This window comes from Alcanivorax nanhaiticus (assembly GCF_000756665.1).
GTDB lineage: Bacteria > Pseudomonadota > Gammaproteobacteria > Pseudomonadales > Alcanivoracaceae > Alcanivorax > Alcanivorax nanhaiticus.
Map to the genome: position 1 here is coordinate 427,582 of NZ_ARXV01000001.1, position 21,908 is coordinate 449,489.

The 21,908-nt window shown below is 55.2% G+C and carries 19 protein-coding genes; 10 read left to right on the plus strand and 9 right to left on the minus strand.

Going from position 1 to position 21,908, the window contains the following annotated elements:
• Positions 1 to 29: 29 nt before the first annotated feature.
• From Y5S_RS01900 to Y5S_RS01915, 4 genes are all read right to left on the minus strand, one after another.
• Complete coding sequence (locus Y5S_RS01900; protein ID WP_035229827.1) at positions 30 to 1,208, minus strand: alginate export family protein; 1,179 nt, start codon at positions 1,206 to 1,208, stop codon at positions 30 to 32.
• A 127-nt stretch (positions 1,209 to 1,335) separates the two neighbouring features.
• Entirely contained in the window at positions 1,336 to 2,175 is an 840-nt protein-coding gene (locus Y5S_RS01905) for an ABC transporter ATP-binding protein (RefSeq protein ID WP_035229829.1), read from the minus strand.
• Positions 2,176 to 2,191: 16 nt separating this feature from the next.
• Positions 2,192 to 3,193, minus strand: a complete 1,002-nt coding sequence (locus tag Y5S_RS01910; protein ID WP_035229830.1) for an ABC transporter permease — start codon at positions 3,191 to 3,193, stop codon at positions 2,192 to 2,194.
• Positions 3,194 to 3,223: 30 nt separating this feature from the next.
• Positions 3,224 to 4,585: a CmpA/NrtA family ABC transporter substrate-binding protein gene (locus tag Y5S_RS01915; protein ID WP_035229832.1), complete on the minus strand. Its 1,362-nt coding sequence runs from the start codon at positions 4,583 to 4,585 to the stop codon at positions 3,224 to 3,226.
• A gap of 513 nt (positions 4,586 to 5,098) precedes the next feature.
• On the opposite strand from Y5S_RS01915, the gene Y5S_RS01920 reads away from it, so the two are divergent.
• On the plus strand, positions 5,099 to 6,253 hold the full coding sequence (locus tag Y5S_RS01920; RefSeq protein WP_035229834.1) for a YbfB/YjiJ family MFS transporter: 1,155 nt from the start codon (positions 5,099 to 5,101) through the stop codon (positions 6,251 to 6,253).
• A 166-nt stretch (positions 6,254 to 6,419) separates the two neighbouring features.
• On the plus strand, positions 6,420 to 8,087 hold the full coding sequence (locus tag Y5S_RS01925) for a hypothetical protein (protein ID WP_035229837.1): 1,668 nt from the start codon (positions 6,420 to 6,422) through the stop codon (positions 8,085 to 8,087).
• Positions 8,088 to 8,231: 144 nt separating this feature from the next.
• On the opposite strand, the gene Y5S_RS01930 is transcribed toward Y5S_RS01925, so the two are convergent.
• The 3 genes from Y5S_RS01930 to Y5S_RS20150 all read right to left on the minus strand — a co-directional run bounded on the left by Y5S_RS01930 (position 8,232) and on the right by Y5S_RS20150 (position 10,160).
• Positions 8,232 to 8,828: a glutathione S-transferase family protein gene (locus Y5S_RS01930; protein WP_035229839.1), complete on the minus strand. Its 597-nt coding sequence runs from the start codon at positions 8,826 to 8,828 to the stop codon at positions 8,232 to 8,234.
• Positions 8,829 to 8,853: 25 nt separating this feature from the next.
• Positions 8,854 to 9,162: a putative quinol monooxygenase gene (locus Y5S_RS01935; RefSeq protein ID WP_035229842.1), complete on the minus strand. Its 309-nt coding sequence runs from the start codon at positions 9,160 to 9,162 to the stop codon at positions 8,854 to 8,856.
• A gap of 527 nt (positions 9,163 to 9,689) precedes the next feature.
• Positions 9,690 to 10,160: a GNAT family N-acetyltransferase gene (locus tag Y5S_RS20150; protein WP_052041327.1), complete on the minus strand. Its 471-nt coding sequence runs from the start codon at positions 10,158 to 10,160 to the stop codon at positions 9,690 to 9,692.
• Between the two features lie 85 nt (positions 10,161 to 10,245).
• Between Y5S_RS20150 and Y5S_RS01950 the strand changes: the two genes are divergently transcribed.
• Positions 10,246 to 10,629, plus strand: coding sequence for a hypothetical protein (locus Y5S_RS01950; protein WP_331280421.1), 384 nt, complete (start codon positions 10,246 to 10,248; stop codon positions 10,627 to 10,629).
• A gap of 21 nt (positions 10,630 to 10,650) precedes the next feature.
• Entirely contained in the window at positions 10,651 to 10,959 is a 309-nt protein-coding gene (locus Y5S_RS01955) for a hypothetical protein (protein WP_231552607.1), read from the plus strand.
• 8 nt (positions 10,960 to 10,967) lie between these two features.
• Here the strand turns inward: Y5S_RS01955 and cadR are convergent, their stop codons facing one another.
• Positions 10,968 to 11,375, minus strand: a complete 408-nt coding sequence (gene cadR, locus Y5S_RS01960) for a Cd(II)/Pb(II)-responsive transcriptional regulator (RefSeq protein ID WP_004364961.1) — start codon at positions 11,373 to 11,375, stop codon at positions 10,968 to 10,970.
• Between the two features lie 95 nt (positions 11,376 to 11,470).
• Between cadR and Y5S_RS01965 the strand changes: the two genes are divergently transcribed.
• The 6 genes from Y5S_RS01965 (at position 11,471) to Y5S_RS01995 (ending at position 20,698) form a co-directional block, all read left to right on the plus strand.
• Positions 11,471 to 12,367: a cation transporter gene (locus tag Y5S_RS01965; protein WP_004574643.1), complete on the plus strand. Its 897-nt coding sequence runs from the start codon at positions 11,471 to 11,473 to the stop codon at positions 12,365 to 12,367.
• A 3-nt stretch (positions 12,368 to 12,370) separates the two neighbouring features.
• Positions 12,371 to 12,883 (plus strand): signal peptidase II, encoded by a 513-nt coding sequence (gene lspA, locus Y5S_RS01970; protein WP_004863699.1) that lies wholly within the window; start codon positions 12,371 to 12,373, stop codon positions 12,881 to 12,883.
• 21 nt (positions 12,884 to 12,904) lie between these two features.
• Positions 12,905 to 14,194, plus strand: a complete 1,290-nt coding sequence (locus Y5S_RS01975; protein WP_035229853.1) for an ISL3-like element ISPpu12 family transposase — start codon at positions 12,905 to 12,907, stop codon at positions 14,192 to 14,194.
• A 606-nt stretch (positions 14,195 to 14,800) separates the two neighbouring features.
• Positions 14,801 to 16,087 carry a TolC family protein gene (locus tag Y5S_RS01985; RefSeq protein WP_035229858.1) on the plus strand — a complete coding sequence of 429 codons (1,287 nt, stop codon included), beginning with the start codon at positions 14,801 to 14,803 and terminating at the stop codon, positions 16,085 to 16,087.
• Positions 16,077 to 17,579 carry an efflux RND transporter periplasmic adaptor subunit gene (locus Y5S_RS01990; protein ID WP_035229861.1) on the plus strand — a complete coding sequence of 501 codons (1,503 nt, stop codon included), beginning with the start codon at positions 16,077 to 16,079 and terminating at the stop codon, positions 17,577 to 17,579. The genes Y5S_RS01985 and Y5S_RS01990 overlap by 11 nt, the downstream gene beginning before the upstream one ends.
• On the plus strand, positions 17,576 to 20,698 hold the full coding sequence (locus Y5S_RS01995) for an efflux RND transporter permease subunit (protein ID WP_035229862.1): 3,123 nt from the start codon (positions 17,576 to 17,578) through the stop codon (positions 20,696 to 20,698). The genes Y5S_RS01990 and Y5S_RS01995 overlap by 4 nt, the downstream gene beginning before the upstream one ends.
• Positions 20,699 to 21,442: 744 nt before the next feature.
• Here the strand turns inward: Y5S_RS01995 and Y5S_RS02005 are convergent.
• Positions 21,443 to 21,676: an addiction module protein gene (locus Y5S_RS02005; protein WP_197055070.1), complete on the minus strand. Its 234-nt coding sequence runs from the start codon at positions 21,674 to 21,676 to the stop codon at positions 21,443 to 21,445.
• Positions 21,677 to 21,908 lie beyond the last annotated feature (232 nt).

Below are 21,908 nucleotides of genomic sequence, written 5' to 3' on the forward strand. Positions count from 1 at the left end.
TCCTGAGGGTCTGCCAGGGAAGGGGATGCTTAGAACTTCAGCTCACCCCAGGCCCAGTACTTGCTGGTGTCAGACTTGAAATCATCGGCGCTGTAGTCGGCATACTTCAGACCCACCACATAGTTCTTGCCGATCGGGCGTGCCACCAGCAGGTTGGTTTCCGTACCGTAGTCAGTGCTGCCTTCGTTGGACTTGTAGTCGTGGAACACAGCCAGCAATTTGAAGCCGCCCGCTTTGCCTCCCACGGACACGAAGGTGTCTTCCAGACCATCGGCCGGCGTCACCAAGAACTGGTCCGCCCAACCGTTGAAAGCGTGTTTGGTCGCCAGCGGCGTCTGGAAGGCAACAGTACCGTCATCTGAACCAAGCACTTCCTGTGCCACTTTCACCGTCACACCGGCAACCTCAGCGCCCAGCTCTGCGAAGTAGTATTCGGTATCACCGGCTTCCACTTCCTGCTGTGCCCCTTCCAGAGTCACCAGCAGTTTCAGCGCATCCAGATCGAAGGCACCGGAATAGCGCAGGCCGTAGGTATCGTTGTCGGAATCGTCAACGTTGTCGGTTTCCAGCAGGTAAGCGTAGGCCGTCAGGGCACCACCGGGTGCGCCCGTCCAGCTGGCATTAAAGAGGTTGTTGGTCACGTTGGCATCGAAGCCAGGAGTAATCCCATTCACCTGGGTGAGGTAGGCTGCAGACAGTTTGAAATCACCAACGCCATAATCCAGCTTGGTGCCGTCAAACGTCTGCTCATCCTGACGCCAGCCCACGTTGCCCACAAACCGGGCATTGTCATAGATAATGCGCTGACGACCGTAAGTGGCCACGAGCCCTTCGAGCGCATCGCTACCGGTATAGCTGATCGCAGCACGGTTCAGCTCAGTCACTTCCGGATCAGCAATGACCGGATAACCGGGCTGTTCCGGCGCATAGTTATCTACCTGACCAACGATGCGAGTATCTTCAAACTCCCCCATCACATCGAAGCCATAAAGTTTGGCGCTCTGATACCCAAGACGCGTGCGCAGTGTCAGCGCCTGGCCTTCATCATCTACACCATCGATATCCACTTCTTCATAACGCAGACGCATATTCACCAGCGGCGTACCGCCTTTCAGTGCGGTAATGAACGCATCATCTTCGGCGTGAGCCGTCCCGGTAAAACCCAGCGTGGAAAGAATTACGCCGGCAGCAATGGCAGAATGTTTCATCATCGTTTCCTCAACACTTCCCAAAATTAAAATCGGTTTATTCGTGAATTCAGGACGCACCTTTCCCGTTCCCGCTTTTCGGTGCGCGAAAAAGCAGGCGGTTTAATCTGTAAAAAAATCTGTTGAATCAGGCCCGCTTACGATCCGCTTCCGCTTTCGGGCTTTCACGCTTTGGCAGTGGTTCCACCTTGCGCTGTTTCTCGTACAGGAACTGCAGCACCTGCTGACGACAGCGCACAAAGGTCGGATCGTCTGCCAGCGCCAGGCGATCACGCGGACGAGGCAGCTTCACCTCAAGGATTTCACCAATGGTCGCGGACGGGCCGTTGGTCATCATCACGATGCGGTCGGACAACAGCACCGCCTCATCCACATCGTGGGTAATCATGATCACCGTGGTACCCAGCTGGGCATGAATTTCCATCAGGGAATCCTGAAGGTGGGCGCGAGTCAGTGCATCCAGCGCACCGAACGGCTCATCCATCAACAACACCTGCGGCTGCATGGCCAATGCACGGGCAATACCCACACGCTGTTTCATGCCGCCGGAAATTTCATCCGGCTTCTTGTGCATGGCATGAGCCATGTGCACCAGCTCCAGGTTGTGTTCTACCCAGTCGCGAATCTCGGCTTTGCTTTTGGTCTTCTTGAAGACCTGCTTCACCGCCAGTTCCACGTTTTCAAAAGACGTTAGCCAGGGCAGCAGCGAATGGTTCTGGAACACCACTGCTCGTTCCGGGCCCGGTTCAGTCACTTCGTGCTTGTCCAGAATCACCCCACCATCAGTGGCTTGAAGCAGACCGGCAACGATGTTCAGTACCGTGGATTTACCGCAACCGGAGTGACCGATCAGCGAGACAAATTCACCGGAATCGATTTTCAGATTCACATCTTTCAGCGCTTCGAAAGTGCCTTTCGGGGTGTCGAACTTCATGCCGACGTTGGAGAGTTCCAGTAATGCTTTCATGTCATTTCTCCTTTTCTTAGCGCTGTACGGAGGATTTGTCCCAGACCAGAGCGCGCTGCAGCATCAGCATCAGGCGGTCCAGCAGGAAACCAATCAAACCAATCACGATCACCGCGACCATGATGCGGCCCAGGGACTGGGAACTGCCGTTCTGGAATTCATCCCAGACGAACTTCCCAAGACCCGGGTTCTGCGCCAGCATTTCTGCCGCGATCAGCACCATCCAGGCAATACCCAGACTCAGACGCAGACCGGTAAACATCATCGGCAGCGCTGAAGGCAGTACGATCTTGCGCACATGGCTCAGTGCATTGAGACGCAGCACACGAGACACGTTGGTCAGATCCTGGCTGACAGAAGTCACACCCACGGAGGTATTCATGAGCGTCGGCCACAGGCAGCACAGTGACACGGTGAACATGGAGGTCAGAAAGGACTTGGCCACCAGCGGATCGTCGGTCACGTACACCGCACTCACCACCATGGTTACCAGCGGCAACCAGGCCAGCGGCGATACCGGCTTGAACAGCTGAATCAGCGGATTCATGGCGGCGTGTGCGGTGCTGCTCAGGCCGATCACAATCCCGAGAGGAATGGCAATCATGGACGCCAGCAGGAAGCCGCTCATGACCGTGATCAGGCTGGTGCCGATCTGGTCAAAGAACGTCGGCGCACCAGTGTATTCCCGGTAAACCGGCTCCCACTCCGGCTGCTGTTGCAGCCGGGAAGCAATGTACTTCTCCTGGCGTTCATGAAACGCCGCTTCCTTGGCGCGGGATGCCTGATGTTCATCGATCAGAGAACCCGCCTGCTCCCAGACATCCACCGGTCCCGGGAACTGACCCAGAGAGGTATCGATTCGCTGGGCCGCCAGCTGCCAAAGCAGCAGGAAGATCGCCATGCCCATTACCGGCCAGATCAATTGGCGCAGCAAGGCTTGCCACTGCTCACCCGACATCTTGCCGGTGGCCAGGGCGCGGTAGGGTTCCATCCAGGTTGGGAATGTCAGCGTCACCATGATTGCTTCTCCTCGCTCGACGTCAGCGTCTTACAGCGTATCGCCGTCTTTCAGACCAATCGGGAACTTCGCCAGGTATTCGTTAGGCTTGCGACCGTCATAGGTAATGTTGTCGATGAAGCCTTTCTGCGGCGGCTTGTAACCGGTTTCGGTCGCGAAATCCGGGAACTCGTCAGCACCGATCTTGCCTTCTGCGATCAAGGCTTTGGCGGCCACCGCATAGATGTCCGGGCGGTATACTTTCTTGGCGATATCCATGTACCAGCTATCCGGCTTGGTATCGCTGATCTGGCCCCAGCGGCGCATCTGGGTCAGGTACCAGATGGCATCGGAGTAGTAGGGATAGGTCGCGTTGTAACGGAAGAACACGTTGAAATCCGGCACCTCACGCACGTCACCTTTTTCGTACTCGAAGGTGCCGGTCATGGAGTTGGCGATCACATCGTAGTCCGCACCCACATAGTTGGGCTGAGACAGGATCTTCACTGCTTCCGGACGGTTGGCGTTGTTGTTCTCATCCAGCCACTTGGCCGCACGGATCATCGCCTTCACCACACGAACATGGGTATTGGGGTACTTGTCGGCCCAGCCCTTGCTCACGCCGAACACTTTTTCCGGGTTGTTTCTCCAGATTTCGTAGTCGGTAATCACCGGCACCCCGATGCCCTTGAACACCGCCTGCTGGTTCCAGGGCTCACCCACGCAGTAGCCATAAATGGTGCCCGCTTCCAGCGTGGCCGGCATTTGCGGCGGCGGCGTCACGGACAGCAGTACGTCAGCCTGTAGCTGGCCACTGGTATCGCCCTTGTGCGGTGCGTAGTAACCCGGATTCAGGCCACCGGCGGCCAGCCAGTAGCGCAGCTCGTAGTTATGCGTGGATACCGGGAACACCATGCCCATGTTGAACGGCTTGCCTTCCGCCTTGTATTTCTCCACCACCGGCTTCAGGGCATCCGCCTTGATCGGGTGCACCGGCTTGCCGTTTTCGCTGGGAATGTTTTTCTTCATTTCTTCCCACACCGCGTTGGAAACGGTAATACCGTTACCGTTTAGGTCCATACTGAACGCGGTAATGATGTGGGCTTCGGTGCCGTAACCGATGGTGGCCCCCAACGGCTGGCCTGCCAGCATGTGTGCGCCATCCAGCTGGCCGTCGATCACACGGTCCAGCAACACTTTCCAGTTCGCCTGGGCTTCCAGAGTCACAAACAGACCCTCTTCTTCGAAGAACCCCTTCTCGTAAGCCACAGCGAGCGGTGCCATATCCGTCAGCTTGATAAAGCCAAACTTGAGGTCAGCCTTTTCCGGCCAGCCCACTGAATCGTCCGCCATGGCGCTGGCCGAGAGCCCTACGGTCAGAGCAGTAATTGCTGTGCGAATAAACTTTTTCATCAGTCTTCCCTCATTTGCCTGCTATCCCGCAGGCATAAAAAAAGCGCTCAGGGAACCCGGTCATCGTTGACCGGTTTCCTTGAGCGCCTTTGCTCGAATCTTGTCGTGATCGCCATTGATCACGAAGACAAATTTTGGTCACAGCGTTGTTGCTGCGATGTCATGACTAAGGCAAATGCTGTGCCAAGTTTGAAAATTCAATATTTTCAGCAGGTTAAGGTTTCACCTGATCGTCACACACAAAAGGAGCGCCCATAAATTGCCCAAGCGGCACTGTTCTGAATCATTAGCGCATCCCCAAAATGCATCACCCACTTGCCACAATGCCGACCACAACCCGGAAAGCCCCCTTTTTGCGCCAGCATGGTGAAAAAAGGCCGCACCGCATGCGACCAATGGCGAATTATCACCAGCGGAAATGTTGAACATCATTCGAAATGAGCAGAGCAAACGCCAATGACCTGTTAGGCTTCCTGCCAACCTTCACGCCCCCCTCTGAAAAAGTGAGTGATCATGGCAGCAACCGATAAAGACGCCTTGCGCATTGCACTGGCCGGCACCTTCAGCCTGGTCATCGCGTTGGGCATCGGCCGCTTCCTGTTCACTCCAGCCCTGCCGGACATGATTGCCGACACCAACCTCACCGCGGTCACCGGTGGCTATCTGGCGGCAGTGAATTACGGCGGGTATTTACTCGGTGCCATCCTGGCCATGGCCGTGCCAGCCCACAGAGCACGCACCGCATTCTGGTCGGCGTTATGGGTGAGCGTGATTACCAGCCTGTTGATGGGGCTGAGCCATACCTTCACACCCTGGGCGATCAACCGCTTTCTGGCGGGCATCGCCAGCGCCATCATCATGGTCAACGGTTCTGCTCTGGTGCTGGGAGCCCTGCCCAATCACTTGCGGGCACGGCTGGGCAACATTCATTACGCGGGCATCGGTCTGGGCATCAGTATTGCCGCCCTGACGGTAGCGCTGGTGGAGCAGCTTGAAGGTAGCTTCCCTGTCATGTGGTTTGCCTGCGGGTTGCTGGCACTGGCCCTGATGGCAATGCTGCGGGTGATCCCCGCCCTGCCCCACGCCCGCGAACAGGCGCACAGCCGCATTCCGCTCAATCGCAGGGCACTGGGTTTCCTCATTGCCAGCTATACGCTGGCCGGCTTTGGCTATATCACCAGCACCACCTACCTGCCCGTGATTGCCAGACAACAACTGCCCGCGCTGGATAACGCCGCTTTTTATACCTGGCTGGCCGTAGGCCTCGCGGCAGTACCCGCCAACCTGCTGTGGGGCAAACTCGCCAACCGGGCCGGCGAACGTAATGCACTGATGATGGCGCTAGTAGTACAAGCCCTTGGGGTAAGCGCACCCGCCTGGCTACCAGGGCTCACTGGTCTGGTCACCAGTGGTCTGCTGGTGGGTGCCACATTCACCGCAGTCGTTGCGCTCAGCATGTATTGTGGCCGACAACTGGCCCCCCACGCCGCCAGCATGGCATTGGGCGCACTCACCGCCTGTTATGGCGTTGGGCAGATCCTCGGGCCTGTGGTCACAGCGAACTTGCTGGAAAGCAGCGGCAGCTTTGCACCGGGTTTGCTAGGGGCGGCAGCGGCGCTGGTTGGTGCAGCTGTCTTGCTTCTGCCATTGAGTCAGGAGCGCTTCTAGGGCTGCCCCTCCGTCAAGAAGCTATCCACAGATACCGCTCTGCACCTGCCCGATCTTCCTCAATGAAAGATCGCTCTGAACATGAAGATTCATTACGTTTCCTGAATAATGAACATCAAACTTGAAGGGAAAGGGCGGATGCTCGCCATCCGTATGAGGGGGGATAATGAAGAATCTAATCGGCTTGGTAGTGGGCATCGCCATTATCTACCTTGGTGTTACCTACATTCAGGCCCGTGATCCAAAAACGTTCATTGAAGGGTATAAGGACTGCTCCGATCCTGGCTGTATTGCCATTATTCTTCGGGCTTGGCAGGCCGACGAAGTCTATACCTCTGTCATTTCAGACGAGGACAGAGTGAACAGCAAAGGGAAAGCGCTGAATAACCTGACAGGCTTCCTGATCCAGGATCGCGCCAATTTCCACCGCTTTGACAAGATCGATGAAGATGATGACCCTGATGAGATCTTCACCACGCCGGAAGCTCGCTCCCGGATGCCAGCAATGATCAATGCCGGTTATCTGGACCCCGATGTTGAAAGTAAATCGCGGACAAAAAACCGTACTGTCGGCGTACGGGTCTTTGTCTTCGGTGATCAGATCGTCGCCACTGAAGACCGTAGTTTTGAAGCCAAAAAACGCAAAGAGATAATTTATGCGGCCTTGAAAGCGGTAAACGAAGAACGCAGAAAAGAACGGGAAGCACGATCCACAACCCCCTCTACAGATAGAGAGACACAGGCGAACCGCTCCACAGCGCAGCCCACACCCACACAATCCATTACGCTCATTTCTTCCTCACCAAGAGACTTCCACTACCGCCATAGCTACAACGGTGAAATCGTCGGGGTTAGCAGCGACTATCGCAAAGTGATCAAAATCGTCCCCGGCCAGGGCCATGCGGTGCTGTATAAGGAAACACGGGCCGACTACAGGCTCAAGAATGCGGTACTACTCGCCAGTGGCAGCGTGCTGGTTTCGGTAGAGATCGCTGGCTGTAGCACCTGCCATGGCCTGCTCAAACTGGATGGTAACCATCCCACATGGATCCAGAAAGGCCCCTCGCCGAACCCGAAAGGCGTTTTCGAAAAGCAGCATGCAGACAATCAGTCTATTCAACGGTTGGCTCCATCGGGGGACGGTTCAGCACTGATCAAATACACAAGACACGCAGCACCAAACAGCCATCAAAGCCAAACCACACGACATATTGATCTGATTCACCATAGCGGAGATATCATCAAGCTGTTTAAAAACAGGAGTCTGGACCTGGGGGTTGAGGGGGATATTCTGGTGTCAAAAAGTGGCGGCCGGGCTCATTCTCACTGGGTTGTGCAAGGCAGAAAGGCCGTTCACTTCTACGATGACCAAAGAGGCAACCAGCTTTATCGGCCGGAATTCCACGCCGGCTCGGTACTGTATACCAATGAGAGCGGCGAACTGGTTTTCTTTGACGGCCAACGTAATCACCAACTTGGCCTCGCCAAGAGCTTTAGGGAAAAAGCGCTTGATCCTACTGGGAAATCCGTTGCCCTCGTCAGAACCATTAGCAACCAGACACCGGGTAGCGAGTGCTCACGGGTTTGCTATCTGATCGAACGCTACAGTAACGGGCAGAACCAGATAGTGGCTCAGGAAAACACGAGCATGAATGGTTTCCTGATCGCCAACGGCAATATCTATTACTCCATGAACAGAGGCATCACCGGTTATCAAGGTAACAAAAAGGACTATTTCAAAGGCTACCCTGCTTTACCTGACATCCCCCTGAAGAATGGTCAAATTATTCTGGAGCGAGAACAAGGAGTGTACCCCAAACCGGTAGGCTTCTGATCCAGGCATCAGGTCCTGACCCTCCTCGTCTTTGGCTGACAACTTCCCGCATTACCGTAATCGTGACACGGGAAGCTTGTCAGCCATCGCCCGCTTTTGCATCAGGCGGGCCAGACTCTCCATGAAAAACCGCACGAAATAACGCTATAACATCTCTACAAAGCCATTCCTGGCAGCAACCCTGCCCAACCACGCCTGTATCGCAGGGTACCCACCAAGATCAAAACCTCCCTCATGCGCAACATGGGTATAGGCATACAGTGAGATATCTGCCGTCGTCATCTTATTACCCGTCAGATAGTCACTGCGCTGGAGCTGGCCTTCCATGACTTTCAGAGCCTTGTGTCCCCCAGCCTGTTTGGCGGCATACTCCTCAGCCCGTTCAGACGGCAGCCCTAGGTACTTGTTGATAAAGCGGGCCACCGCGATATAGGGCTCGTGGCTATATTGCTCAAAGAACTGCCACTGCTGGATTCTGGCCTGCGACAACGCATCGGAAGGGTAAAGGGAAGATCCCGAGGCCAGGTAATTGATAATGGCATTCGACTCAGCCAGATAACCCTCATCGCCGAGGTCCAGTAAAGGGATCTTGCCATTGGGATTACAGGACAAAAATTGCTCTGTGCGAGTCTCTCCAGAAAGAATATCCACATCCACCCACTCATATTCCAACTCAAGCAAGTGGCAAACCAGCTTCACCTTGTAGCAATTGCCCGATTGGCTATCACCATAGATCTTCATGCCATGTCCTTTGCGTAAGAGAAAACTATACCCGGCGAGCGCCAGCGATGTCGTAAGCCGTAAACTGTCTCTCCAGCAACCCATGCGCTCTTGCAGCCTCGCGCCACGGCACGATATGCGGAGCAACCAGATGGGCGTCCAGAGATCCGTGATCCGGCCACAGCTCCGAAAAACGAATCAATCCCGGCTCAGCCAGATCCTCCGCCACATCATAGGCAAGACAGCCATCGTTGGCGCGGGTAGCCCGCACGAATTCGGCCAGATAAGGGCGGATAGCAAGCATAGATTCCGGCGGGAAACGGAGAAAACCGAAAACAGCGACTTTTTCTTCCATGAACAGGTTCTCAGTGATATTGCTGACGTTATAGCCATAAAAAATTGAGCTGAAGTGCCGCAGTCACCTGGCACACTAATAGTCAGTTTTGATTTTTTTAAGCAACATAAAGTTGTATACCGTCATAGAAGCCCAATATCCAATACAAAGAAAACCAAACCACATTAAAAAACTGGATCCTGAAAAGTACAGGCTATATCCCACGAAGAGCCCGCCCATGAGCAGCACAAACAAGTTGCTCATCAATAAAGATTGGGGAGTGTTCGAATAGGCATTCTTGTTGTTCTCTATCAGTGAATGCAAGAACTCAACATCTTGTTCGTGTAAACCCTTGCATGCGATACCAACACCCGTATCCGCTGCGCATTCTTTACATAGCCCCTTATAACAGTGCTTACACTGCCCCACCGAATCACTTTCGTGATGATTAAAACATTTCATTTCCCACTCTCCTTTCTCAATCAAGCCGCCAACTGATTCAGGAAACCTGACCGGGGCAGCGGACTGCATCCCGTTGACGGAGCTTTCTAGAGCATCTTCTTATAGATAGATACGGCCTCACCGTTATATTGCACTAATTCCACGAACTCCCATCCCTCACGAATAAGCAACGTATTTGCCGTGCTTGTGCCAGAGTAAATAACGTTGAACCCCCTATTACGGGCAAGCTCTTCGAGTGCAAATAGCATATGCGCCCCGATACCCTGGCTCCTGTATTGTGGCACAACCATGGCCCCACCAACCCATGGGGTGAGATGTTTGTGCGTCGTGACGCACTCCGACTTGAGCACGGCAATACCGCACGGCTCAGCATTCACGAAGGCAACCAGCCCAACGGGCAGTTGATCCCGGCTTGAGTAAGTAGAGAAATCATCGTGGGCATTACCTGGGCCACCCGCCCCATAGTAGTCGGGCCACTCTGTTTCAAAGAGATGCTCCAAAGTGGGTAGAACCTCTGGATAATCCGCAAGATAGGCAATACATGGTGTTATGGGCATGGTTTAGACCTACGCCTGACTCAGCTGCCGAAGGGGTCGAATGCTCAGCCTTGTTCAGTGCTTTTCTAAATTGGGGTCATGCACGGTGCAAGACCTGACCCCGAATCGCACACTGGTCTATACCGTTATTCTGGGACTGATCCTCACTGCCTTCTTTGATCTGTCACGAATTGCAGCACTGGGTATCGTGTTTTACCTGATTATGGATATTGCCATTCACTGGGGTGTACTGCGCCATCTACGCATAGACATCAACGCTAACAGCTGGGTGCCAGCGATAGCCATCTTTCTGGATCTTTTAGCGCTGGGCGGCTTTGTCTGGGTAAAGCTGAATACGGATCCGTTCGTCATTGGCGTGGCTGTGGCCACCATGATTGCGATTGCAGTTTCCGAGCAGATTTTTCTCAAAAAATCGCCGAAATCCGCGCAAGCGAATCAAGAAGAGAGTCACGCGCATCATCACCATTAACTCGGATCTGGAAGAGAGGCTATGGCTATGATGGGAGACCACATTTTCGGGAACACAATGTGGTCAGGCCACTGGCTGTGGTTGCTGGTGATTGCCATTGCTGTCGTCATTCCGGCTTGGCGTATTTGCCAGCGCATGGGGTATCCGGGGTGGACAGGAGCGCTGATACTGATCCCCACCGTTAACCTAGCTATACTGTATTTCCTTGCATTTTCTGAGTGGCCCGCCGACAACGCAGAAGATCGCAAAAAGGGTAAGCGGATTAAATGGTTGATCTTACCTTTGCATGAGAGTGAGACAGACCGGCATCTCATCGGATTATCTGGTTGATGCTTCACCTACTGCTGGTGCATGTTTCCTTCGCTAATTCCAGCAAGAACCCCACACGCCTCAACTTCCCGGTCATCGTTGCAACTCGCTCTCAGTGAAACGAGTTGTTTCTCAAGCGCTTGCAGAGCGGTTATCTGCGACCGCACATGAGAGATGTGATCATCGAGCAAGGCGTTGACGGCGGTACAAGGCTGATGAGGGTCGTCCTGATAGCTCTGTAGTTCGTGAATCTCAGCCAGTGACAGGCCCAGGATTCTGCAGCGACGGATGAAGGCCAGCCCCTCACCATGCTTCTCGGTATAGACACGGTAACCGTTGTCCTGCCGATCAGGCGGCGGCAACAAGCCCTGCTGTTCATAGAAGCGGATCGTCTGTGTTTCGACCCCTACCAACTGCGCCAACTGACCAATGCGCATCAGCCTCCTCCCCAACGGATTCTTTACTCTATTGACCTTATAGTAGCTTTATAGTTTTAAATGGTACCACAACATTGTTCAAGTGGAGTCGTATCATGAGCAAATCCTGTGGTGGCGCCTGTGGCGGTGATGCAACGTCCGCAGCGGATACCGATATACAGGCCTCCTCCGAGGCGCCAGGGAGATGGGTCAGTGTTTATGCCGTGCCGAAGATGGACTGTCCATCAGAAGAACGAATGATTCGCCTAGCCCTGAACGGCTTTGAGGAGATTCGGGCGCTGTCCTTCGACTTGTCGAACCGCCGGCTGAAGGTCGTGCATGACGGCGAGGTCGAGCCCGTCACCTCGAAACTGAAGACCTTGGGGCTAGGCGCCTCGCTTCAGGAAACCGTCGCTGCAAATCCGGAGACCATCAAGGCCGCCGAGTTTTCGGCAGCTTCTGCTAAGCAAGAATCCGGGACCCTGCGCTGGTTGCTCGGCATCAATGCACTTCTGTTCGTGGTGGAAATGACTGCCGGTCTGATCGCCCAGTCCACCGGCCTGATTGGAGAATCCCTGGACAATTTTGCCGATGCGGCGGTGTACGGGCTTGCCCTTTATGCGGTTGGACATAGCGTGAAAATGCAGGTACGTGCCGCGCATCTTGCTGGTGTACTGCAACTGATTTTGGCTGTGGGCGTGCTCGTAGAGGTGGTGAGACGCTTTGTATTCGGTAGTGAGCCTGAATCGCTGGTGATGATGGCTATCGCATTCGTCGCATTGATTGCCAATACCAGTTGTCTGCTGCTCATATCCAAACATCGGGAAGGCGGGGCGCACATGAAGGCAAGCTGGATATTCTCGGCCAACGACGTGGTGATCAACCTGGGGGTCATCACCGCCGGCGCCCTGGTCGCGTGGACCGGTTCCAATTATCCGGATCTGATTATCGGCACCATCGCGGGGGGCATTGTACTTAACGGTGCCAGACGCATTTTGGCGTTGAAGGGTTAAATAATGCTCATTATTGGCAAAAAGCTCTCGCCGTATGCCCTATTGTCCATATCGGGCCTGCTGGCAGCGTCTGATCAGGCTGTAAAGTGGCTGGTGCAGCAATCAATGGCCTATGGCGAGTATGTTTCGGTGACCCCGTTCTTTAACTGGGTGCACCTATGGAACACCGGTGCCGCATTCAGTCTTTTTGCGAATGGTGGAGGCTGGCAGCGCTACTTTTTTATCGGAATCGCGGTAGTGGTCTCGATTTTTCTGATCAAGCTGATCCTTGAAAATCGTCATAAAGGAGAAGCCATCGCTTACAGTCTTATCCTCGGTGGCGCCATGGGCAACCTGATTGACCGGGTCTTTCGCGGCTATGTTGTGGATTCCTTTGATTTCTATTGGCGAGACTGGCATTGGCCGGCCTTCAACCTGGCTGATATTGCAATTGTCCTCGGTGCCTTACTTTTCGTTTCCAGCAGCTTGTTGGGTAAAAAAGCAAACACCAATGCCGAGCCGGATGGATCTGACTGACACCTACGCCTATACAACACCATGACCGAACTTCCCGACAACATCCTTCACCTGCCGCAATACCAAGTACTGGGCTGCAAATCAACCGACGACGAAATGCACTTCCAGGTGGACGTGCCCGATCCCATCGCCTGCGAGGAATGCGGCGTGCAGGGTGAGTTCGTACGGTTCGGCAAGCGTGACGTTCCCTATCGTGATCTGCCCATCCACGGCAAGCGGGTCACTCTCTGGGTGGTCCGCCGCCGATACACCTGCCGGGCCTGCAAGACAACATTCAGGCCCCAGCTACCGGAGATGGTGGACGGATTCCGTATGACACTGCGGCTGCATGAGTACGTGGAGAAGGAATCCTTCAACCCCCCCTACACCTTTGTGGCGACACAGACCGGCCTGGACGAGAAGACGGTGCGCGACATCTTCAACGCCCGCGCCGAGTTCCTGGGGCGCTGGCACCGCTTCGAGACGCCCCTCATCCTGGGCATTGACGAGCTATACCTGAACAAGCGCTACCGCTGCATTCTGACCAACATTGAGGAGCGAACCCTGCTCGACCTGCTGGCCACCCGCCGCCAGGACGTGGTGACCAACTACCTGATGAAGCTGAAAGACCGGCAGAAGGTCGAGATCGTCAGCATGGACATGTGGAACCCCTACCGGGCAGCGGTCAAGGCTGTGCTGCCCCAGGCCCGTATCGTGGTCGATAAGTTCCATGTGGTGCGCATGGCCAACGATGCCCTAGAGAGAGTGCGCAAGGGCCTCAGAAAGGAGCTGAAACCGTCCCAGAGCCGGACTCTCAAGGGAGACCGGAAAATCCTGCTGAAACGCGCTCACGAAGTCTCAGACCGGGAGCGCCTCATCATGGAGACCTGGACAGGCGCGTTCCCGCAACTGCTGGCCGCCTACGAGCACAAGGAGCGCTTCTACGGCATCTGGGACGCCACCACACGGCTCCAGGCAGAAGCCGCCCTGGACGAGTGGATAGCCACCATCCCGAAGGGCCAAAAGGAAGTCTGGAGCGATCTGGTCAGGGCAGTGGGAAACTGGCGCGAAGAGACCATGACCTACTTCGAGACGGACATGCCCGTCACCAACGCTTACACGGAGTCCATCAACCGACTGGCCAAGGACAAGAACCGTGAAGGGCGCGGTTACTCCTTCGAGGTGATGCGGGCCCGGATGCTCTACACCACGAAGCACAAGAAGAAGGCACCGACTGCGAAGGTCTCTCCTTTCTACAAGAAAACCATCGGTTACGGACTGCCGGACTTCGCAGAGGAACTCAACTACGGAGTCGATCTATCAACCATCTGAGGGTGGTATCAGATTGATGGGGTGAAGGTGCCCCATCAACCATTAAATCCGTATACCCCGCAAAAACTGAGCTCCAGCGCGCTCAAGAGGGATGATTAATAAACATGCGCAGATCTATCCGGGACCGAATCGTGGACTTGCGCGGTTTTTGTTGACCTATGGGTAGCCCCTTGGTTTATTCTTTCTGCAACTTACAATAATGCGTGACCCCATGCCCAAGGTGCGGCTTCTACTGACATTGCTGCTGATTTTCGTCATTCCCGTGCAGGGGATGACGGCGGTTGTGTTGTTAAAGCAGCCTTGCCCCATGGAACATCAAGACATGGAAAGCAGCACCAAGGGGCCCTGTTGTCAGGATGACGACAGCATCGCAAATCAACCTGATTGCAAGCCAGGCCAAGAGTGCCATATATCGCAGATGTCGGTGAATGGTGCCCCTTTGACTGCTACTCATGATTCTCCCGACGCAGCCCCCATTCCACTTGTGAAAGCGGATATTCCGCCTCGTCTTCTTTCCTCTATCTGGCGCCCCCCGCTGCCCCCCCTCCAGTAACCGACACGTTCTATTGCGCGTTACACGCGTGATTACCTGTACTGGAGAAAACCATGTTCCATCTATTCCGAACTGCCGCCTTGCGGCGGCAGTTACTGATTTCGCTCCTGCTCGGCTACGCCACGCTCGGTCGCGCCGAGCAGGGCCTAACCTTTGATCAGGCTCTTCAGGCCGCCTTGCAGAATTCTGCAGAAATCAGAGCCATGTCTTCCCGTGTCGAATCTGCCCGTGAGGGACAGATCCCGGCCGCAGCCCTACCTGACCCCACCCTGGTTCTTGGTCTGGACAATGTGCCGATTGAGGGCGATGACCGTTACAGCCTGTCCAGTGAACGCATGACCATGCAGCGTATTGGGCTGACTCAGCGCTTTCCAAATCAGGGTAAGCGTCAAGCCCGGGCCGAGGCAGCCGAACATCAGGTTGAACTTGCCCAGGCTCAAGCGGAAAGCACCCGTTTGTATGTGCAGAGACAGACAGCCATTGCCTGGATTAAACGGCACACCCTCGCCAAGCAGCTCTCACTGTTAGATGAACGCCTAAAGGAGAACCGGCTATTTGATCAGGCCGTGCAGGCAGGCCTTTCATCCGGTCAAGGCAAGGCGATGGACAGCATTGCCCCGCGCCGAGAGGCCGCAGAGTTACTTGAGCGCCAAGATGCGTTGCTGGCACAGCAGCAGCAGGCACAAGCGCAACTGGTACGTTGGCTGGGCGAACCGGGACGCCAGCCTCTAGCTGGTGATGCCCCGGACTTTTCTATTGATGGTGATCAGCTATTGCACAGCCTGCAGCAGCACCCGGAACTGGCGGTGATAGAGCGAGAGGCTGCCGTGGCGGGCGCTGCCGCTCAGGAGGCTCGAGCAGCCAAAAAACCGGACTGGTCGCTCACCTTAGCCTACCTCAATCGTGAAGATTTCAGCGACATGGCCACACTACAGGTGAACATGGACCTGCCGCTATTCGGGAAATCACGGCAAGGGCCTCGCATTGCCGCCGCTGAAGCCAAACAGATGGCTCTGGAAGCACAAGCAGACGCCGTGCGTCGCGAACATAAAGCCATGCTGGAGTCCGAACTCGCGGATTACCAGCGCCTATCGAGCACCCTCAAACGCCAGCGCACCGTACTGGTACCGCTTGCAGAAGAAAAGATCGCGCTGGCTACTGCCGCCTGGCGCGGTGGTGACAGCAGCTTAGCGGATCTGGTTCAGGCCCGCGCTGAATGGCTCGAGGCTCGCCTCACTGAAATCTCACTGGCCGGCCAGCGCTATGAAAAAGCTGCCGCTCTGCATTTTACCTACGAACACCACGATCCGGTGGGCGAGGACAACGATTATGAACATTAAACGCTATTTCTTTCTGCCACTCGCTGGCCTGCTGCTGTTACTAGTAGGCCTTTTTCTTGGCTGGAAAATCAGCACGAACAGTGGCGCTCAACAGGGTGCCATGAAAATGGAAACCGGCTCCGCCCCTTCCAACAAGAAGAAGGTGTTGTACTGGTATGATCCCATGTACCCCCAGCAGCATTTCGAGGAACCCGGGCCATCCCCCTTCATGGACATGGACCTAGTGCCACGCTATGCCGATAGCGGTACTGATGGGAATCCTCTTTCGGCGGTGCGCATTGATCCAGCCATGGTGCAGAATCTGGGGATTCGCAGCGTCCCCGTCGTATCGACAACAACAAGCACATCACTACAGCTGTCGGGACTTATATCTTTCAACGACCGCACCCTGACACAGTTACAAAGTCCCTCTTCCGCCTTCATCGAGCAAGTCTGGCCTCTAACCAATGGCGACACAGTGAGCACGGGGCAGCCACTGGTCAGACTACGCGTGCCTGCCTGGACCGGTGCACAACATGAACTGTTAGCTGTTCTTGCCAGCGGTAATGATGATTTGGTCAACGCTGGCAAGCAACGGCTATTGTCCTTAGGCATGCCCGCCAGTCTGGTTAGCAAGATAGAACAGCAACGCGAGCCAGTAGAAACCTGGACGATAAACGCCCCACATGACGGAGTAATCAATAAGCTGAACGCCCGCCCCGGCATGACCCTGATGGCCGGGGAAACTGTGGCCACACTCCAGCCCCTGAAACCTGTATGGATTGAAGTGGCAGTACCGGAAAAGCAGCTAAGCCAGATCAATATCGGCGATCACATCACCGCTACTCTACCGGGCGCCACTCCGTCACAACGGGATGGCACAATCAGTGAAATTCTACCGCTGGTGGATCCAGTAAGCAGGACGGTGACCATGCGTGTGACTCTCCCCAACAGCCGGGGGGATTTACGCCCCGGCATGAGTACCCAAGTGCAGGTTCACGGCCAAACATCCGTAGCGCAACTGACTGTACCCAGCAATGCGTTACTGCGCACGGGGCAGCGAACCCTTGTGATGGTCGACGACGGTAACGGGCGATACCGACCCCAAGAAGTGCAAGAAGGAACCGATCTGGGTGAACAGACCCAGATCATGGCCGGCCTGAAGGTCGGTGAAAAGGTAGTGGTAAATGGCCAGTTCCTGCTTGATTCAGAAGCCAACCTGCAGGGCATTGAGGTACAACCTGTTCACGCTGAAACAGCCAACTCCCCAGCTGCTCAACACAATTTGCACTATGCCAAGGGAACCATAGTGGAACTTGCTGGTGGCAAGGTAAAACTACGTCACGGGCCCTTCGAAAGCCTGGGCATGCCCGGTATGACAATGCGTTTTTCGCTAGCCAATGATCAGGTAGCAGGGGGACTGCATGAAGGTGATCAGGTACGCATTAGCGTGAGCGATAGTGATAACGGCCTGGTGGTTGAATCCCTGGAAATACTGGAGGACACACCATGATTGCTGCACTGATTCGGTGGTCACTGGCGAACCGTTTTCTGGTTTTGCTAGCCACCCTTTTTATCGCCGCCTGGGGGCTGTGGTCCATTCGCCACACTCCGGTAGATGCCCTCCCCGACCTGTCCGATGTACAGGTAATTATCCGCACCAGCTACCCGGGGCAGGCACCGCAACTAGTAGAAAAACAGGTCACCTATCCACTTGCCACCACCATGCTGGCTGTGCCCGGAGCACGTACCGTACGTGGCTATTCGTTTTTCGGTGACAGCTACGTTTATGTGCTGTTCGAGGATGGTACCGACCTGTACTGGGCGCGATCCCGGGTGTTGGAATACCTCAATCAGGTGCAGTCACGCTTGCCTGATTCCGCGAAACCAGCACTAGGTCCGGACGCCACTGGTGTTGGCTGGATCTACCAGTACGCGCTGGTAGATCGCACTGGCCAGCATGGTCTTTCCGAGCTGACATCGCTGCAGGATTGGTTCCTTAAATACGAACTGCAAACCATACCGGATGTGGCAGAGGTAGCCACGATTGGTGGCATGGTGCGTGAGTATCAAGTGGTGCCGGACCCGGTTCGGATGGCCAGCCAAGGCATTACCCATCAGCAGTTGCGTCGTGCCATTCAACAAGCCAACCAAGAGACCGGCGGCGCGGTGCTCACCTTGGGTGAAGCTGAGTTCATGGTGCGAGCCAGTGGCTACCTGCAATCCCTTGAAGATTTTCGTCAGATTCCACTGAAGCTGGTCAACGGGGTGCCGGTATTGCTGGGCGATGTGGCCGAAGTGCGCACCGGGCCGGAAATGCGCCGTGGCATCTCCGAACTAAATGGTGAAGGTGAAGTGGTCGGTGGCGTGGTCATTCTACGCTCTGGAAAAAATGCCCGTGCAGTGCTCACCGCCGTCCATGACAAGCTTGAGAAGCTGCGCGCAAGCCTCCCAGAGGGCGTGGAGATCGTTACCACATATGACCGAAGCCAGCTAATTGATCGTGCTGTCTGGCATCTTGGCACCAAACTGGTGGAAGAGTTCATTGTCGTGGCGCTGGTGTGCCTACTGTTTCTTGGTCATCTTCGCTCGTCTCTGGTGGCGATCATCTCGCTACCATTGGGGATCCTGTGCGCCTTTATCGTCATGCGCTATCAGGGCATCAATGCCAACATAATGTCACTCGGCGGCATTGCCATTGCCATCGGGGCCATGGTCGATGCAGCGGTGGTGATGATTGAAAATGCCCACAAAAAAATCGAGGCTTGGCACCATGAAAACCCCGGTCAAACACTGACAGGAGAGACCCACTGGCGGGTGATCAGCCAAGCGTCCACGGAAGTAGGCCCAGCATTATTTTTCTCACTGCTGATTATCACGCTATCGTTCATCCCGGTGTTCACACTGGAAGCTCAGGAAGGCCGCTTGTTCGGTCCGCTGGCTTTTACCAAGACCTGGGCGATGGCTGCCGCCGCAGGCCTCTCGGTAACACTGGTGCCGTTGTTGATGGGGTACTGGATTCGTGGAAAGTTACCCAGCGAAAAGAACAATCCGATCAGCCGTGGTTTAATCCGGGTGTATCAACCCCTGCTGGAACGAGTTCTGATTCGGCCCAAAACCACTCTTGTTGTAGCTGTGCTAGTTTTTCTTACCACTGCCTGGCCACTGAGCCATCTTGGGGGCGAATTCCTGCCGCCGCTGGATGAAGGCGACCTGCTCTACATGCCCAGTGCCTTACCAGGGCTTTCATCGCAGAAAGCCGGCGAGTTGTTGCAGCAAACGGACCGCCTGATCAAGACACTTCCTGAAGTGGAGCAGGTGTTCGGCAAGGCAGGGCGCGCCCGCACTGCTACTGACCCGGCTCCTCTGACCATGTTTGAAACCACTATTCGTTTCAAACCCCGTGACCAATGGCGTGAAGGCATGACGCCGGAAAAACTAGTGGAAGAACTGGATCGCACCGTCAAGGTGCCAGGGTTGACCAACATCTGGATCCCGCCAATACGCAACCGCATAGACATGCTCGCCACTGGCATAAAGAGTCCTATCGGTATCAAGGTGGCGGGGGAGGATCTGGAGACGATTGATACTGTCAGTCGCGAGATCGAAAAAACCGCCAAGCAAGTACCAGGTGTGTCATCGGCACTGGCAGAACGCCTTACCGGAGGCCGCTATGTGGACATCGACATCCGCCGTGCAGTGGCTGCTCAGTACGGACTCAATATCGCCCAGGTGCAATCAGTAATCAGTGGTCTGGTCGGCGGTGAAAATATCGGCGAAACGGTCGAGGGCTTGGCGCGATACCCGATCAGCCTGCGTTACCCGAGGGAATGGCGCGATACGGTTCAACGACTGCGAAATCTGCCGCTGATCACCCCAAACGGCGCCCAAATTACCCTGGGTACCGTCGCGGATATTGCTATCAGCGACGGCCCACCCATGCTAAAAAGTGAAAATGGTCGCCTATCCGGATGGGTGTATATCGATGTACGCGGTCGAGATCTTGCCTCGGTAGTGGCGGACTTGCGTACGGCGGTACGCGATCAGGTGAACCTGCCGCCGGCAGTGAGTTTATCTTTTTCTGGTCAGTTTGAATTTCTGGAACGGGCCAACGCCCGCCTGAAGCTTGTAGTGCCGGCCACACTGATGATCATTTTCGTGCTGCTTTTCCTCACCTTTCGTCGTGCGGATGAAGCAATATTGATCATGGGCACCCTGCCTTTTGCGGCGACAGGGGGGATCTGGTTCCTGTACTTATTGGACTACAACCTGTCCGTGGCCACCGGGGTCGGATTCATCGCGCTGGCTGGTGTTGCCGCCGAATTCGGTGTGATCATGCTGCTCTACCTGAAGCAGGCTTGGCAGTTACGGCAGGATTCCGGCAACAGCGGCGATAGCCAGCTACTGGCAGCTATCCGCGAAGGAGCGGTGCAAAGGGTACGCCCCAAGGCCATGACCGTGGCCGTGATCATTGCCGGGCTGTTGCCGATTTTCTGGGGGGATGGCACCGGCAGTGAAATCATGAGCCGTATCGCTGCCCCCATGGTGGGAGGCATGGTAACCGCACCACTGCTATCGCTATTTGTGCTTCCCGCTACCTATCGCCTGATGCGACGTAATCGCGCAAGATGAAGGCGATAGCGGGCAGGCAACCACAGAACTAGCAATGACAACTGATCTCCTTCCTGGCGTCATTAACGGTGACGCCCGTTTCTGAGAAATCTTAGGCTATCGTTCCCGCAGCCTGCCACTACCGGAGCGATAGCCCAAATGCGCTAGGGATGATAACGCCAGGCACTATGATTGCTAGCCTGGCTGCGTCTTTTTACGCCATCGAAACTGCAACTCTGGTTTAAGCAGGAAAATCGATGTGGATTACTTCGTCAGCCCACCCTTCCGAGCTCCGAGCCACTGTGCGGATGTCACACTTTCTCAGATTCTGCCGGCAGCCCGTCCGGCGAGGACACGCACATATCATAGTGCGATGACATATCAGCAGATGCCGAGCCTCCCAGGTGGGGACCACCATCACCGCAAATCGTACCCCACCGAGCGGAGCGAATCGAAGACACCAATATGGCTGATATTAAAGCCTGCCAAGCCAGTACTGTGGACGTCGTCTGTCATGAGCGACAGCCAAAACTTGAAAACCGTCAGGTTTCTCTCGATAAACGATGGATAGCGGAAACCGATGAAGTTGGGCTCTGCGGATATCCGGCTTTAGCTGAACCTGCCAGATTTTCGGGGACTCGCCAATCAGATTGGCCAGTGCTTCAAACTCCTCTATCAAAGCCCTGCCTAATCCCGACACCTGTGACTCGTAATAACCCACTGATTCCAGAAATTCGGCTTCCGCTGCCGGGTGAAAGGAATAAGTCATTTGAGTAGGGAGCGGGCCTTACTCATCACATCTTCTGCGGGCACAGCCTGCACAGCACCACTGTCGAGTTCTTCAGCCCGGTGCCGGGCCTCTTGCAGCCAATCGGACCTGAGTTCTTCGCTTGACGGAGACTCCAGGCTCAATACCAGCCGCTGAACCAATTGGGCCCGCTCCTCTTTGGAAAGATGAAGCGCTTCGTCTTCAATTTTCTTGAGATTCATGGATGACATGTCTCGTTCTCGTGTCATCTGATTCTGGCACGGATTGGTTGCCTGTGCCACGGCCGGGGGAAGGATGGCTGTCCGGCGAGGACACGCACGCTTGTTTGGTGCGATGACCTGAAAGTGGATGCCAGGCCGGAAAAGTGGGAACCACGATCACCGCAGATTTCGCGCCTCAAGTGGCGTTATTCACTTCGCTCACCCCTTCGGGGCCGCACTCCGTGCGTTACTCCGCTGCGCT